This window comes from uncultured Mailhella sp., from assembly GCF_947631555.1.
Classification (GTDB): Bacteria; Desulfobacterota; Desulfovibrionia; order Desulfovibrionales; family Desulfovibrionaceae; genus Mailhella.
This window is the reverse complement of the sequence record NZ_CANRLT010000016.1, coordinates 1-14,556: the sequence shown is the minus strand read 5'-3', so window position 1 is coordinate 14,556 and position 14,556 is coordinate 1. Positions and strand designations below refer to the sequence as shown.

At 62.4% G+C, this 14,556-nt stretch carries 11 protein-coding genes and 3 tRNA genes; 13 read left to right on the top strand and 1 reads right to left on the bottom strand.

Translation table 11 applies throughout. The annotated features are described in order from the left end of the window. Positions 1–65: 65 nt before the first annotated feature. Complete coding sequence (locus Q0Z94_RS03825; RefSeq protein ID WP_298067695.1) at positions 66–578, bottom strand: methylated-DNA--[protein]-cysteine S-methyltransferase; 513 nt, start codon at positions 576–578, stop codon at positions 66–68. Between the two features lie 144 nt (positions 579–722). Between Q0Z94_RS03825 and Q0Z94_RS03820 the strand changes: the two genes are divergently transcribed. The 13 genes from Q0Z94_RS03820 to Q0Z94_RS03760 all read left to right on the top strand — a co-directional run bounded on the left by Q0Z94_RS03820 (position 723) and on the right by Q0Z94_RS03760 (position 14,556). Next, entirely contained in the window at positions 723–1,586 is an 864-nt protein-coding gene (locus Q0Z94_RS03820; protein ID WP_298067694.1) for a hypothetical protein, read from the top strand. Positions 1,587–1,733: 147 nt separating this feature from the next. Continuing rightward, a complete protein-coding gene (gene fusA / locus Q0Z94_RS03815; RefSeq protein ID WP_298067693.1) occupies positions 1,734–3,779 on the top strand; it encodes an elongation factor G in 2,046 nt (681 codons plus the stop codon). Between the two features lie 4 nt (positions 3,780–3,783). Then, on the top strand, positions 3,784–4,581 hold the full coding sequence (gene rsmA / locus Q0Z94_RS03810; protein WP_298067692.1) for a 16S rRNA (adenine(1518)-N(6)/adenine(1519)-N(6))-dimethyltransferase RsmA: 798 nt from the start codon (positions 3,784–3,786) through the stop codon (positions 4,579–4,581). 103 nt (positions 4,582–4,684) lie between these two features. Next, positions 4,685–4,957, top strand: coding sequence for an HU family DNA-binding protein (locus tag Q0Z94_RS03805; RefSeq protein ID WP_298067691.1), 273 nt, complete (start codon positions 4,685–4,687; stop codon positions 4,955–4,957). Between the two features lie 47 nt (positions 4,958–5,004). Further along, positions 5,005–5,187: a hypothetical protein gene (locus tag Q0Z94_RS03800; RefSeq protein ID WP_298067690.1), complete on the top strand. Its 183-nt coding sequence runs from the start codon at positions 5,005–5,007 to the stop codon at positions 5,185–5,187. A gap of 255 nt (positions 5,188–5,442) precedes the next feature. Further along, entirely contained in the window at positions 5,443–5,646 is a 204-nt protein-coding gene (gene rpsU, locus Q0Z94_RS03795; RefSeq protein WP_298067689.1) for a 30S ribosomal protein S21, read from the top strand. A gap of 166 nt (positions 5,647–5,812) precedes the next feature. Further along, complete coding sequence (locus Q0Z94_RS03790; protein WP_298067688.1) at positions 5,813–8,602, top strand: GatB/YqeY domain-containing protein; 2,790 nt, start codon at positions 5,813–5,815, stop codon at positions 8,600–8,602. 24 nt (positions 8,603–8,626) lie between these two features. After that, positions 8,627–10,336: a DNA primase gene (dnaG, locus tag Q0Z94_RS03785; RefSeq protein WP_298067687.1), complete on the top strand. Its 1,710-nt coding sequence runs from the start codon at positions 8,627–8,629 to the stop codon at positions 10,334–10,336. A 10-nt stretch (positions 10,337–10,346) separates the two neighbouring features. Beyond that, positions 10,347–12,134: an RNA polymerase sigma factor RpoD gene (gene rpoD, locus Q0Z94_RS03780; protein ID WP_298067717.1), complete on the top strand. Its 1,788-nt coding sequence runs from the start codon at positions 10,347–10,349 to the stop codon at positions 12,132–12,134. Positions 12,135–12,232: 98 nt separating this feature from the next. Continuing rightward, positions 12,233–14,095: a tRNA uridine-5-carboxymethylaminomethyl(34) synthesis enzyme MnmG gene (mnmG, locus tag Q0Z94_RS03775; RefSeq protein WP_298067686.1), complete on the top strand. Its 1,863-nt coding sequence runs from the start codon at positions 12,233–12,235 to the stop codon at positions 14,093–14,095. Positions 14,096–14,258: 163 nt separating this feature from the next. Next, positions 14,259–14,334, top strand: a tRNA-Val gene (locus Q0Z94_RS03770). Positions 14,335–14,366: 32 nt separating this feature from the next. Next, positions 14,367–14,443: transfer RNA gene (locus tag Q0Z94_RS03765), tRNA-Asp, on the top strand. Between the two features lie 36 nt (positions 14,444–14,479). Next, positions 14,480–14,556 (top strand) — tRNA-Asp (locus tag Q0Z94_RS03760).

Genomic DNA, 14,556 nt, shown 5'->3' with positions numbered 1-14,556 from the left:
CGTGTTTTCCCCTGCCGCGGGGCCGGGCCGCCTGCTCACGGCGTTTTCCTGTCAGTCCGCCCTTCTCATGGGCAAACCAGATGCGGCACCATCTGTGCACGGCGTCTTTCCGCCTGAGGAAGCGAGCCTTCCAGCCGGAGGAGAAAGCGCTTGACCTCAAGCCCGGGAGCGTAGCCTGTGAGATTTCCGTCCGCACCCACAATGCGGTGGCAGGGCACGACGATCATAATCGGGTTGACGTGGCAGGCCATGCCCACGGCTCTGGCCGCACCCGCTCTTCCCAGACGGTGCGCGATGCCGCCGTAGGTCATCAGTCCGCCGAAGGGCACGGCGCAGAGCTGACGCCACACCGCTTGCTGGAAGGCTGTGCCCTCCGCTCTCAGAGGCAGGTCAAAGACCCGCAGCCGGCCCGAAAAATAGGCCTCGAGCTGACGCCGGGTTTCGGCAAGGAGCGGCGTTTGCTCCCCGCCCTCTTCAAGCGCGGCAGGGGCGCCCGCATATGTTATGCGCGTGAGCGCTTCTTCCTGTTCTTCCAGAATCAGTCTGCCTGCTGGCGTAACGATGGCGAGGCGGGGCATGACGGCCTCCTTTGGCGTTTTTCTTTCTTATAAAAAAAGTGCGTAGCTGGAAAGGGCGCCTGCCGGAAAAATGCCCGGACGAACCGGCATCCGCTATTGACGAGGCGGCGCGGGCGTCGTACCCAGAAAGGAAAGGGGGACATCATGGAACTCTGCACCGAACTGCCCGGCTGGCTGGAAGCCTGCCGTCCAGAAGACGCGCTCTCCGCCGGCGCCTACGAGAACGCCGCGCCGGAACTGCGCGCCCTGCTCAAGACGGCCCTGGCCTTCGCCTTCCACCGCTGGCCCGGTCAGGACGGCGTCTCTGCGCGCTCGTCCTGTTCGCTCCGCAGCGGCTTTCGGCACACGGACACGCTCCGCCCCGCCGCCTGGGTGCTGGCCTGCGCCGGCCCGGGCTACGCCTCCCCCGCCCGTTTTCTGGCATGCCTCGTGCCCGCACTCGCCGCAGGTACCGGGCGCATAGCCGTTGTCTCGGAGCAGGCCTTCTCCCCTGCGCTGTGTACCGCCATGGAGCTGGCCGGACTGGAAGATTCCTTCGTCCTTGGCGGAGACCGTCTGGCCGATGTCTACGAAGACCTGCGCGCAGTCTCTTCCGACGGGCGGCTGCTGCTTTTTCCCGGCGCGGACGGAACGTTTTCTCCGGCTCAGAAGTCCCTGCTGCACGGAGCCGCCGCAGACGGACTGCCCGTGCTGCGTGACCGGCCGTCGCCGCGGCTGCTTTCGCTCTACGCCTCAGGCCCGGACGCCGAAGCTCTCGCCGCCCGCCTGCGCTGGCTGCACCCCGATGCGGAACTGCTCACGGAAGCTGCCGCCGGCGTGCGCGCCGCCTATGTGCCGGACGAAAAGACAAAGGTGCCCGCCTCCCCGGACATGATCCTCGGTCCCGGCATGGAAGCCTGCTGGCCCGGCCCGGCCCCTGACTTTTTCCGGTCTTCCGCATGTTCCGCCTATCTCTTTCAGGAGACTTCCGCATGTTTCAATCCACAGCCGGCCTCTTCTTCCGACTGACTCCGCAGCCGGCAGTCAAGGGGCGTGCGGATGGCTTCTCCCCGAAGGGAGGGAGGAGTAAGGACAAGGATGTCTGAGGCTTCGCCATGTTATCAATCCTTCTTTTCCCCCTGAAGGGAAAGACTGCAAACCTCAAAGGAACGTTTGATGAAGACTGACGAAAGCATGGCCCTCCTCCGCAACATCGGCATCATCGCCCACATCGATGCCGGGAAAACGACACTCAGCGAACGCATTCTTTTCTATACCCGCAAGATCCACCGCATGGGCGAAGTCCACGATGGCACGGCCACGATGGACTTCATGCCCGAAGAGCAGGAACGCGGCATCACCATCGCCGCGGCCGCGTCCACCTGCCACTGGAAGGACTGGACGCTGAACCTCATCGACACCCCCGGCCATGTGGACTTCACCATCGAGGTGGAACGCTCCCTGCGCGTTCTCGACGGCGCCGTGGGCGTGTTCTGCGCCGTGGGCGGCGTGGAGCCGCAGTCTGAAACCGTGTGGCGGCAGTCGGAAGAATTCGGCGTCCCCAAGATCGCCTTCATTAATAAGATGGATCGCGTGGGGGCCGATTTCTCTGCCGTGTTCGAGTCCCTGCACGAACGCCTTGGCGCCACGCCCGCAGCCGTGACCATCCCCCTGGGCGAAGGCCCGGACTTCTACGCGCTGGCCGATGTCGTGCGCATGAAAAAGCTGGTCTTTGACCAGTCCTCTCAGGGCCAGGAGGTGGCTGAACTGCCTCTGGAAGGCGATGAGATCCGGCAGGCCGGACTCTGGCGCGAACGCACCCTGGAAACGCTGGGCGAGAACGACGATGAGTTCATGGAACGCTATCTGGAGGAATCCTTCACCGAAGAGGACATCCACGCCGCCCTGAAACGGGCCGCCCTGAAACGGGCCGTCACCCCCGTGCTGGCGGGTTCGGCGCTGAAGAATTCCGGCGTTCAGCCCGTTCTGGACGCGGTCTGCCGGTATCTGCCGTCTCCCCTGGAAGCGGCTCCGCCCCGCGGCACGACGGTGGACGGCAGCCGGGAAATAACGGTGGATGTCCAGCCCGGCGCGCCGTTCTGCGGACTGGTGTTCAAGATCATCATGGACGGTGGCCGCAAAACCGCCCTCATGCGCCTCTACTCCGGCCGCCTGAAGGAAGGTGACACTGTGCGCAACGCCGCGCTGAAGAAGGACGAGCGCATTTCACGCATGTTCCGCATGGACGCCGGCCAGCAGGAACAGCTTGCGGAAGCCTGCTCCGGCGACATTGTGGCCGTGCTGGGCCTGCGTTCGGCGCGCACGGGCGACACCTTCACGGCGCACGGCCTGGACGTGCTGCTGGAACGGCTGGAAGACGTGAAGCCCGTGATCTCCGAAGCTCTGGAACCGCGCAACGCCGACGAAGGCAAGGTCCTGGACGAAGCGCTGGCCCGCTACGCGGCTGAGGATCCTACCCTGGGCGTTACCCTGGACGAGGAATCCGGCGACCGCATCCTTTCGGGTATGGGCGAACTGCACCTTGACGTGATCCTGGAGCGCATGAAACGCGAATACGGCATCACACCCAGAGCCGGACAGCCCCAGGTTGTGGCCCGCGAGACCGTGCGCCGCGAAGCCGAAGGGCGGGGCGTCTTCGACCGCGATCTCGGCACGGTGCACCACTTCGGCGACATAACTCTGACGGTGTCCCCGCGTCCCCGCGACACGGGCAACCTCGTGAGCCTGAGCGACGCTCTCGCCCATCCGGAGGATCTCCGCACGGCACTGCCCCGCGCTCTGGCTGACGAAGTGCTTCAGGGCATCAACGACAGTCTTCTTTCCGGCCCGCAGACCGGCTACCCCGTGCAGGACGTGGCCGTCACCGTAACCGCCGCGGCAAAGGACGGAGCCACCGCCGCAGGCTGCCGCATGGCGGCTTCCCTGGCCGTGCGTGAAGCCATGAGCCAGGCCAGGGCCGTTGTGCTGGAACCCATCATGGACGTGGAAATCGTCGCCCCGGAAGAGGCCCTCGGCGCCTCCATCAGCCTGTTCCAGAACTGCGGCGGCAAGATCGAAGAGCTGGGAGAACGCGGCGGAAGAAGGTATTTCTCCGGCATGGCTCCCATGCGCAAACTCTTCGGCTTCTCCACGGCACTGCGATCCGCCACACAGGGACGGGCTGGGTTCACCATGCGCTTCAAAAAATACGACACCATGTGACGGCATGAGCGAAGTCCACCTTTTTCCTCCGGCAAAGGCCAGGAAAAGCCTCGGCCAGCACTTTCTGCGCGATGAGCGCGCCGTCCGGCGCATTGTGGAGCTGCTCGGCGTCAGGGATGGCGATCAGGTTCTGGAAATCGGCCCCGGACCCGGTGCGCTCACAGCCCTTCTGCGCCCTCTCCCGTGGAGCCGCCTGCTGCTCCTCGAAAAGGACGAATACTACGCCGGACAGCACGCCGCCCTCCCGCTTCCAGGGCTGGAAGTGATCCCTGGCGATGCCCTCGCCTACCCGTGGGAAAATCTTGAAGGCCCGTGGAAGGTCGCCGGAAACCTGCCCTACAACATAGCTTCGCCGCTCATGTGGGAGCTGGTCCGGCGCACCCCGCGCCTGGAGCGCGCCGTGTTCATGGTTCAGAAGGAAGTCGCCGGCCGCATCCTCGCCACCCCTGGAAGCAGGGACTACGGTGCGCTCAGCGTGTGGATACAGAGCTTTGTAAGCCCCCGGAAAGGCTTCGTCCTCGGTCCGGCGGCCTTCTCTCCTCCGCCGAAAGTCGATTCCTCCGTGATACTTTTCGAGCCTCTGCCCCGGGAAAAACGCCCTGAACAGCCGGAACACCTCGCGCGTCTCGTCAAAATCTGCTTCCAGCAGCGCCGAAAGCAGCTTCAGAACATCCTGCGCCACGCTGAACCCGAACGCTTCTCCCCGGAGATCCTCGATCATCTGGGGATAGACCGCACCGTGCGGCCGGAAACTCTCGCCGTCTCCCTGTTCCACAGCCTCGCCAGGTCTCTCTATTCCTGAAAATCATGCTTCGGAACCAGAGAACCTCTTGACGTTGCAATCAAAGCATGGCCTAATACAGCCGTCAGTTTCACCTCAATGCTCAAAGAAAAGGAGCCTTCTCATGACGAAAGCGGAACTTATCGCCAAAATTGCCGAAAAAAGCTCCATCAGCAGGGTCAACGCCGAACAGGTGCTGAATGCCATGCTCGATGCCATGAAAGAGACCCTCGTTGCCGAAGGCAGAATCTCCTTCCCCGGCTTCGGCTCACTTCTGGTGCAGGAACGCAAGGAACGCAAGGGGCACAACCCCCGCACCGGTGAAACCATTACTATCCCCGCCAGCAAGACCATCGTCTTCAGAGCCAGCGACAATCTCAAGAAAAAAGTCCACTGAGCCGCTGAGGCAGGGACAAGCCTTCCTTTCAGTTTCAAGGAGTTCTCATGCTCATGCACGGTGAAAACGGCCAGGGTCCCTTCCCGTGGACTCTGCCGTTGTGGCAGCCTGACTACGCCATCTTCTTCGGCGTACTCTACGCGGTTCTCCTCGTCCTCGCCATCGGTCTGACTCTGGTCTTTGCCCGCGCCATCAAGGACGCCAAAAAGACGGAACACGAGCAGCATTGACCGCGGGCGGCCTGGACGCACGAGGCCCGTCTCACGTCCGTTCCGCCTCTGCCCGAGGGGAGAACGGGGCGCAGTTTTTCCTGAAACCTTCCGTGTTCAGGGGCTTGCTTTTTTTGGCAAAAAAGTTTAATTTGCCACTTTCTTCCGACGTCAGTCCGGCGTTCGGAGTCATGCTTCCGAACTACCTTTCCGTTCATTCCTTTTTCTGGCGGATCGGACGGAACAAAAAGATTCGCTGAAAAGGGGGTGATTTTCATGCCCGGAGTTTTTCTCACCGAAGACGATTATAATTTCGACATCGCCCTGCGCCGCTTCAAGAAGCAGGTGGAAAAGGCCGGCGTGCTCTCCGAAATGAAGAAGCGCCAGCACTACGAAAAGCCCAGCGTCATGCGCAAGAAGAAGAAGGCTGCCGCCCGCAAGCGCCTCGTCAAGAAAATGCGCAAGGTCAACATGGGATAATCTCGTTTTTGCCGCGGTTTGCGTCGCGCTGACCGGGCAAGCCGGTTCGAGAGCCGGAAATCGTATCTCCCGACGGGAGCGGTTTCCGGCTCCTCTGCCATTGTCAAAAGAGGCTGTCCGAAGGCCATCCCGCCTTTCGGGACGCCCACGGGAAGGAAAGACCGCCATGAGCATCGCAGAACAGATCGACAGGGACTATCTGGAAGCCTACAAGTCCAGGCAGCAGGTTCGCCTCGGAACGCTGCGTCTTCTGAAAACAGCCGCAAAGAACAAACAGGTGGAGCTTATGCATCCGCTGTCCGAGGACGAGTATCTGTCTGTCATCATGCACGAACTCAAACAGCGTCAGGACTCCATCGAACAATATACCGCCGCCGGGCGTTCCGACCTCGCCGAAAAGGAAGCCGCTGAAGCAGAGGTTCTCAGGGCCTATCTGCCTGCCCCCCTCAGTGAAGCGGAGCTGGCCGAGGCGGTGGAACGCGCGGTTGCACCGCTCTTGGATGGCGGCATGAAAAACATGGGCAAGGCCATCAGCGCCATCATGGCCGAATGCAAGGGCCGTGTAGACGGCAAGGCCGTAAGCGCAGCCGTGAAAGCCCGCTTCCAGCAGTCCCACTGCTTCGATTTATTCATGGACGAACGCACACTTCGCGCCCTCGAATTCCCCCGCGTTCTGGAACAGCTCTCCTCGTTCTGCCTTTCCGAGGCCGGACGGGAAGCCGCTCTTGGTCTGCGGCCTCTGGACGGCGTATCCGCCGTGCGCGAAAGTCAGCTCCTCTACGACGAACAGCATTCCTGGATGGCGGAAGGCGACTTTTCCCTCGCCTCCTTTCCCGATATTTCCGGGCTTCTGGACTATGTGGAAAGGCGTCCCGACCCAGCCCCCGACCTGGACGCGCTCTGGGCTCTCCGGGAGACGCTTGGCCAGGCCCGCCGCGCTGCGGAAAGCATACACGCCGGAGCGTCACGGCGGCCGCTTCTGGACGCACTCGCCTGCTCTCTGCCCATGCCGGAGCTGGTGCTTTCCGCCCTGAACCGCTGCGTGAGCGATGACGGATCGCTCAGGGACGAAAGCTCGCCGGGACTGCTCCTCGTGCGTGGCGAACTGCGCAGCATCCATCAGAACTGCCTGCGCCGGGTGAAAGAATTTGCGGAGAAGTACAACATCGCGCACTATCTCCAGGACGACTACATGACCCTGTCGTCCGACCGCTACGTCCTGCCGCTCAAGGCCAACTTCAAGGGCCGCATCCAGGGCGTCGTTCACGACTATTCGCACACCGGCGAGACGCTCTATTTCGAGCCGCTGTTTCTGGTGGAGCAGAACAACCGGCTTCAGGAGCTGAAGCAGAAGGAGCGTGAGGAGGAACGCAAGGTTCTGCGCATGATCGCCGGACTCATGCTTCAGGAAATGCCCTTGCTCCGTGCTGCGTGGAATCTCCTCGTGCGGCTCGACCTTGGCCGCGCCAAATGTCTTCTGGGGGATGCACTGGACGGCCGCTGCGTACCGCTGGAAGAAGGCGCAGATCTCCACCTGCCAGGTGCGCGCCATCCTCTTCTGGTGCTGGAATCAGCCCGCCACGCCAAGGATCCGTCCTACACCGGACCGCGGCGCATCGAGCCTTCCGACCTGCTGCTCCGCGAGGGCGACCGCGTCCTCGTCATCAGCGGCGGCAACGCAGGCGGCAAGACCGTGGCCCTCAAGACCCTCGGTCTCGTCACCCTGATGACACTCTCCGGTCTGCCCGCTCCCGTGGACAGGGGAGCAACGCTGCCCTTCTGGAACAATGTCCGCGCCTTCATCGGCGACGAGCAGAGCCTGGACGATCACGTCTCCACGTTCACCGGCCAGATACGCCGCCTTTCCGCCATCTGGGACGAACTCGACGCCCATTCCCTGGTGCTGCTGGATGAGTTCGGCGCGGGCACGGATCCCTCCCAGGGCGCGGCGCTGGCTCAGGCCGTGCTGGACGGACTTCTGGAAAAGGGCGCGTTCACCGTGACCGCCACCCATTTTCCCGCGCTGAAGAGCTACGCGCTTACCCATGAGGGCGTGCGCGCCGCCTCCGTACTCTTCGATCCGAAGACCAAAAAGCCGCTCTTCCATCTGGCCTATGATCAGGTGGGCGCAAGCCAGGCTCTGGACGTGGCCCGCGAACACGGTCTGCCGGAATCCGTTCTGCGCCGGGCCGAGCACTATCTGCTCATGGACGGCGACGATGCCGGTGCCGTCATGGATCGGCTCAACGCGCTGGCACGCCAGCGGGAAGAGGAACTCGCCCGCATGAAGGACGAGGAACGCCGCCTTCGTGACCGGCGTGCGGCTCTTCAGGAAAAACTGGAAAAGGAACGTCAGCGTCTGGACGAAGAAGTGCGCCGCATGTCTCAGGAACTGATGCGCGAATACAGGAGCGGCAAGGCCACGGCGCGGCAGACGCAGCGGGCCATGGCCAGACTGCGGGTCAGCCTTGCATCGCAGGAAGACGCGGAGGAGCGCCCGGCTCCGGACGCCTCGCAATTCACGCCAGGCGGCGAGGTAATGCACCGGCTGTGGAATCAGAAGGCCGTAATCCGCGAAGTGGACGCAAGGAACGGCAAGGCCAAAATAGACCTCAACGGCGTGACCATGTGGGCGAAGCTTGAAGATCTTGAACCCGTAAGCGCTTCCCCTGCCCCCAGGTCCAGCGTCACCACGAAACTTTCCCGGACTGTGCCCTTCCTGCGCCTCGATCTGAGAGGAAAGCGCGCGGACGAGGCGCTGGCGGAACTCGAACAGTTTCTCGACCGCTCCCTGCTCACGGGAACGGACGGCGTGGAAATCGTCCACGGCCGGGGCACGGGCGCACTGCGCAAGGCCGTGCATGAAATGCTGCGCACCTTTCCGGGCGTGGCCTCCTACGGCACGGCACCCGAAGATCAGGGCGGCGACGGCATGACCCAGGTTTTTTTCCGCTGACACAAAACAACAGGCAGCACGAGAATGAGGAATACCGACGTCATACAGGCGATCAAGTCCCGCATCAGTCTGGCAGATCTGGCCAGACGCTATGTGGAACTGCGCCCTGTGGGTTCCCGCCTCGTGGCGCCCTGCCCCTTCCATCAGGAGACCAAGCCGTCCTTCTCCATCAACGAGGAACAGGGGACGTTCTACTGCTTCGGCTGCCAGGCCTCCGGCGACATCTTCGACTTCTACGGCCGCCTCAACGGACTGGACTTCAAGGAAACTCTTGCGGCTCTGGCTGAGGAAGCGGGCGTACAGCTCGAGTCTTACCGCCCCGACCCCAGGGCGCGTCAGGAACGCTCAGAGAAGCGTGACATGCTCCGTATGCACGAGCTTGCGGCCGCACATTTCCGCAGCAATCTGCGCAGACAGGACGCCCGTGTCTGCCGCGACTACATTGAAGAGCGCGGCATTTCCCCCGAACTCCAGGAGACGTTCAGCCTTGGCTGGACGCCCGAACTCTGGCAGGATCTGGGCGACTCACTGCGCCGCGCCGGATACAGCCTGGACGCGGCGGCCGCCTGCGGACTCCAGTCGAAGAGCGGCTCAGGCCGCACCTTCGACCGCTTCCGCAACCGGCTCATGTTTCCCATCCGCAATCTTTCGGGGCAGGCCATCGCCTTCGGCGGGCGCATCATCCCCGCGCTGGCCAGGGAAGACGACGCCAAATACATCAACAGCAGCGATTCCCCCATCTACAAAAAGGGCGAACACCTCTTCGGCCTGTTTCAGGCGCGGCCGTCCATCGCCGTGAAAAAAAACGTCATCCTCACGGAAGGCTACATGGATGTCATCACCCTGCATCAGTACGGGTATACGCAGGCCGCAGGAGTTCTGGGAACCGCACTCACCCCCGACCAGATCAAGCGGCTCTCCGGTTTCACCACCCGGATGGAACTCATGTTCGACGGCGATGCCCCCGGCCGCAAGGCTGCCTTCCGTTCCTGCGAGATGCTGCTCAGCCGGGGACTGTCCTGCAAAGTCATCCTGTTCCCGGACGACAACGACATCGACAGCATGCTCCGCACCTACGGGCGCGAAGCGGTGGAAGACCTGCGCGCCCATGCGCAGGACGGGCTGGCCTTCTGCATTTCGGTTCTGCGCGGCATGGCCCCAAGGGACGCTGTGGAATGGACGCGGCGCTTCCTCGGCCAGGTGGACATGCCCGAACTGTTTCACCGTTTCGCTGCGGAACTGGCCACCGGCCTTGGGCTTTCCGAAGCAGAACTGCGCAGCACCGTGCTTCAGCGGCGGGAGACGAAGCCCGCGGTACGCCGGCCCCTGCTGCCAAAGGGCGTCACACGCGATCGCGAAATCATGACCTTTGCCGTCCGCTACCCGCACCGCCTGCCCGACCTCAAGGCCTGCGGGGCCGATCTCGCGCTGTCCGCCCCCTGGGCGCTCAAGCTCTGGAAGAAGATCGCACTGTACAACTCGGACATGGCCTTCGATGAACTGGAGCCGGGAGAAAAAAATTTCTGGATCCGCTGCCGGGGAACGGATGCTCCCCCTCTGGACAACGAGGACGGCGAACTTAACGCTATCCGGCGAATGCTGGACGACCTGCAGACGACATCACACAGGGCATCCGTGGTGGCCGCCCTCCGCCAGGGCACGGCCGATCAGGATACCCAAAGGGAATATTTGCGCGCACTTCTGGAAGCGCGAGGGAGGCGTAGTGACCAATAATCTCAAAGAAATGCAGCAGTTCAAGACGCTGATTGCCAAGGGCAAGTCCGCAGGCTACCTCACCTTCGAGGAAGTCAGCAAATCCGTGCCCCCGGAACTGATGACCCCTCCGGAAAATTTTGAAGAAATCATGTCGATGTTCGACCAGATGGATATCGCTATCGTGGACACGGAAAAGGAAGGCAAGTCCATCGCCGTGAACCATGCCGACACGGAAAACGATCCCGTGGACATGGTCTTTGACGGCGAAGTGGAGACGTCCCTTGACTTCTCCGTTGATCTCAGCTCCGATGACAGCGGTGACTTCGCGACCCGCAACACCGACCCCGTACGCATGTACCTGCGGGAGATGGGTGCGGTTCCGCTCCTGGACCGCGATGGGGAAGTCGTCATCGCCAAAAAGATTGAGACGGGCGAGCAGGATGTGCTCTACGCGCTGGTGGAAGTCCCCGTGGCCGTGGAAGAACTCATCAACGTGGGTGAGGATCTCAAGCAGAACCGCATCAAGCTCAAGGATGTGGTCAAGACCATCGAGGAGGACGACCCCACCGATGACGAGATAAACCAGCGGCAGCGCGTCATTCTGCTGCTGGACGAGATCAAGGCCATTTACAAGAAGAAGCACAGAATCTACCAGAAGCTCGACGCCTGCTGCACGCTGGAACGCCGTGTGGCCGCCACGCAGAAGGAAATCGTCCAGTACAAGGAAGAGGTGGTGGCCCGCCTGCGCGAGATCAAGCTCGAAAAGACTCTCATCGACCGCATTGTGGAAACCGTTGAGGACTATGTGCGCCAGATGCGCAACTATCAGCGCGAACTCGACGCCTATGTGGAGACCACGGGCAAGTCGCAGGAGGAACTTCTGGCTCTGTTCGAGGAGCTGGACAACCGCACCAGGACCATGCAGGAAGTGGCCGCCGAGATCGACATGAGCGTGGACAAGATGTTCTCCTACAAGGAACTCATTGTCGGCAAGGTCGAGAGCCTTCAGGTACTGCGGGAGAAATGCTGCCACGATGTGGACGACCTCGAGGAAGTGCTCTGGCGCATCCGCCGCGGCATGGTGGCCTCCATGCGCGCCAAGCAGGAGCTTATCCGCTCCAACCTGCGCCTCGTGGTGAGCATTGCCAAGAAATACACCAACCGCGGGCTTCAGTTCCTCGATCTCATTCAGGAAGGCAATATCGGACTCATGAAGGCCGTGGACAAATTCGAGTACCAGCGGGGCTACAAGTTCTCCACCTACGCCACCTGGTGGATACGCCAGGCCATCACCCGCGCCATCGCGGATCAGGCCCGCACCATACGCATCCCCGTACACATGATCGAAACCATCAACAAGCTCATCCGCACCTCGCGCTATCTGGTGCAGGAGCTTGGCCGCGATCCCACGCCCGAAGAGATCGCCGAACGCATGGACTACCCCGTGGACAAGGTGAAGAAGGTGCTCAAGATCGCCAAGGAACCGATTTCCCTTGAGACGCCCATTGGGGATGAAGAGGATTCCAGTCTCGGAGATTTCATCGAGGACAAGAAGGCCGTGGCTCCCGCCGAAGAAGTGGTGAACACCAAGCTATCCGAGCAGATAGCCTCCGTGCTCGCCGACCTTACCCCCCGCGAAGAGCAGGTGCTGCGCAAGCGCTTCGGCATCGGCGAAAAGTCCGACCACACCCTCGAGGAAGTGGGCAAGCTGTTCAACGTCACCCGTGAACGCATCCGCCAGATCGAGGCCAAGGCTCTGCGCAAGCTGCGCCATCCTGTGCGCAGTCAGACCCTGCGTTCCTTCTACGAAAACTGACACCCTCCGGCAGCACGTCCGATGTCCCCTGAGACGCCGGACGTGCGCCGGTATCCGGCTGGACGGCGCCGTGCCTTCACCTTCAATCCTGCTTCCCCATGTCTATGTATTCCTGCATCGTTGTCGGTGCCGGCCATGCCGGCTGTGAAGCGGCTATGGCCCTGGCACGTATGGGGCACAACGTTCTGGTGATTACCAGCAACGTGGACCGCATCGGGCATCTCTCCTGCAATCCCGCCATCGGAGGGCTGGCCAAGGGGCATCTGGTTCGAGAGATAGACGCCCTCGGCGGCTGCATGGGCAAATGGGCCGACGAAGCCGGCATACAGTTCCGCATCCTCAACGCCAGCAAGGGTCCGGCCGTGCGCGCCCGCCGCGCCCAGATGGATCGCGATACCTACCTCGCCGCGGTCAAGCGCGACCTCTTCGCTCAGGAGCGCGTCAGCGTCTGGCAGGACATGGTGACGGAAATTGTTGCGGAGGGCGGCCGTGTGCTGGGCGTGCGTACGCGTCTGGGCAAGGAATTTGCGGCCCCTCACGTCCTGCTTACCACGGGAACGTTTCTCTGCGGGCTGGTACATATCGGGTTGACGCACTACCCTGCCGGACGCTTCGGCGATGACGCCGCCGGGCAGCTCTCGGACTCGCTGCGCGCCCTGGGCCTGCGCGTGGGACGCCTGAAGACCGGAACCACCCCGCGGCTCAAGGGCAGCACCATAGACTTCGCCGCTCTGGAAGCCCAGTACGGGGACAATCCGCCCACGGGCTTCAGCTTCAGCGGACCCGGCCCCGTGCTTCCGCAGATCCCCTGCTACATCAGCTGGACCAGCGAAAAGACGCACGAAATCATCCGATCCGGACTCAGCCGCTCCCCGCTGTTCACCGGCGTCATCACCGGCGTAGGGGCACGCTACTGCCCTTCCGTCGAAGACAAGGTAGCCCGTTTCCCCGACCGCGACCGGCATCACGTCTTCATCGAGCCGGAAGGTCTGGATCGCAGGGAATATTACGCCAACGGCATCTCCACGAGCCTGCCTCTGGACATTCAGGAAAAAATGGTGGCTTCCATCCGGGGACTGGAACACGCCGAGATCGTGCGCCCCGGCTACGCCATCGAATACGACTATGTCAACCCCATCCAGCTTCGCCCCACCTTTGAGACGCGGCGCGTGGACGGACTCTGGCTGGCCGGGCAGATCAACGGCACTTCCGGCTACGAGGAAGCCGCCGCCCAGGGACTGTGGGCAGCGCTGAACATCGCCGCAAAGCTGGAAGAGCGCCCGCCCTTCCTCCCCGCACGGAGCGAATGCTATATGGCCGTACTGGCCGATGAACTGGTGACCAAGGGCACGAACGAGCCGTTCCGCATGTTCACGTCCCGCGCCGAATACCGTCTGCTCCTGCGCGAGGACAACGCCGACGCCCGCCTTACGCCCCACGGACGGGAACGGGGACTGGTCGGAGATGAACAGTGGGAACACTTCTGCGGCAGGCAGGAGGCCCTGCGCTCACTCATGGACAAGCTCAGGAACACGCGCCTCACCCCGGACGCCGCCACTGCCGCCGCTTTCACGGCTCTGGGCGAACCCTGCCCCTCTCAGGCCGTCACCCTGGCCGATCTGGGCCGCCGCCCGCAGCTTGGCCTGCGCCGGCTCTCGGTTTTCCTCCCCGAGCTGGAAACCGCCCACGACGACATCGTGCAGGAAACCGAAATCGTACTCAGGTACGCCGGCTACCTCGAACTTCAGGATGATCTGGTCCGCCGCGCCGCACGTCAGGAGACTGTCCGCCTGCCCGCGGATATGGACTATGACGGCGTTGCCGGACTTTCCCGCGAGATTCAGGAAAAGCTGAATGAAGTGAAGCCCCTGACGCTGGGGCAGGCCGGACGCATTTCCGGCGTCACTCCCGCGGCCCTGGCCTGTCTGGAAATAGAGCTGAAAAAACGCGGTCTGCTCTAGCGCCCGCCTCTACCCGTTTTTCCACCTGCAAAAACGCCTTTGGCCGTGAATACCGGCTTGCCGCCGCGCTTTTCCCGCGCAGGGATTTTCACGAAATTTTGGGGAAACGGGAAGTTTTCTGTTGACAGTCCGGGCCATTTTCCATAAAAGCATTTTTGCGCATGGGCAGTTAGCTCAGCAGGTAGAGCATCGTCTTCACACGGCGGGGGTCACAGGTTCAAGTCCTGTACTGCCCACCATGCGATTTTGGAACGCTTGGGGAGCGCTTGGGGGAGCGGTAGTTCAGTTGGTTAGAACGCCGGCCTGTCACGCCGGAGGTCACGGGTTCAAGTCCCGTCCGCTTCGCCACTTTTGTTTAATCGGGATTTTTCCCTCTCCATATTTGGAGCGGTAGTTCAGTTGGTTAGAACGCCGGCCTGTCACGCCGGAGGTCACGGGTTCAAGTCCCGTCCGCTTCGCCA

Bases quoted from the DNA above. Each gene is read 5' to 3' on its own strand.
- Q0Z94_RS03825 (WP_298067695.1), bottom strand. From the start codon at position 578: ATGCCCCGCCTCGCCATCGTTACGCCAGCAGGCAGACTGATTCTGGAA.
- Q0Z94_RS03820 (WP_298067694.1), top strand. From the start codon at position 723: ATGGAACTCTGCACCGAACTGCCCGGCTGGCTGGAAGCCTGCCGTCCA.
- fusA (WP_298067693.1), top strand. From the start codon at position 1,734: ATGAAGACTGACGAAAGCATGGCCCTCCTCCGCAACATCGGCATCATC.
- rsmA (WP_298067692.1), top strand. From the start codon at position 3,784: ATGAGCGAAGTCCACCTTTTTCCTCCGGCAAAGGCCAGGAAAAGCCTC.
- Q0Z94_RS03805 (WP_298067691.1), top strand. From the start codon at position 4,685: ATGACGAAAGCGGAACTTATCGCCAAAATTGCCGAAAAAAGCTCCATC.
- Q0Z94_RS03800 (WP_298067690.1), top strand. From the start codon at position 5,005: ATGCTCATGCACGGTGAAAACGGCCAGGGTCCCTTCCCGTGGACTCTG.
- rpsU (WP_298067689.1), top strand. From the start codon at position 5,443: ATGCCCGGAGTTTTTCTCACCGAAGACGATTATAATTTCGACATCGCC.
- Q0Z94_RS03790 (WP_298067688.1), top strand. From the start codon at position 5,813: ATGAGCATCGCAGAACAGATCGACAGGGACTATCTGGAAGCCTACAAG.
- dnaG (WP_298067687.1), top strand. From the start codon at position 8,627: ATGAGGAATACCGACGTCATACAGGCGATCAAGTCCCGCATCAGTCTG.
- rpoD (WP_298067717.1), top strand. From the start codon at position 10,347: ATGCAGCAGTTCAAGACGCTGATTGCCAAGGGCAAGTCCGCAGGCTAC.
- mnmG (WP_298067686.1), top strand. From the start codon at position 12,233: ATGTCTATGTATTCCTGCATCGTTGTCGGTGCCGGCCATGCCGGCTGT.